1 protein-coding gene is annotated in these 331 nt (G+C 65.6%); it reads left to right on the top strand.

Features of this window, described 5'->3' with window-relative positions:
* Positions 1–138 precede the first annotated feature (138 nt).
* The coding region (locus tag SB751_RS28950) for a peptide-methionine (R)-S-oxide reductase (protein ID WP_410748902.1) at positions 139–331 on the top strand (193 nt) is incomplete at its 3' end.

Genomic DNA, 331 nt, shown 5'->3' with positions numbered 1-331 from the left:
AGCCGGAATACGAAAGCTACGCGGCGCTGCCGCCCGACTGGGCGAGCTCGCTCGAAGTCAGTTGCTCTTCGTGAGCGCGCCCCCATCTAAGCGACTCTTCCGCACTTCCCCTCGACCGCAACCCGACAGGAACCCGACATGAGCCAGGACGACCACAACTCCGACGCCTACCCCGGCCACAAGTCCGACGCCGAATGGCGCGAGAAGCTCGACCCCACGCAATACCAGGTCACGCGCCATGCGGCCACCGAACGCGCCTTCACCGGCAAGTACTGGGACCACAACGAGCGCGGCATCTACGACTGCGTCTGCTGTGGCACGCCGCTGTTCG

Source organism: Cupriavidus sp. SIMBA_020, assembly GCF_046535395.1.
GTDB classification, from domain to species: Bacteria; Pseudomonadota; Gammaproteobacteria; order Burkholderiales; family Burkholderiaceae; genus Cupriavidus; species Cupriavidus campinensis.
This window is presented reverse-complemented; position numbering and strand designations above follow the sequence as displayed.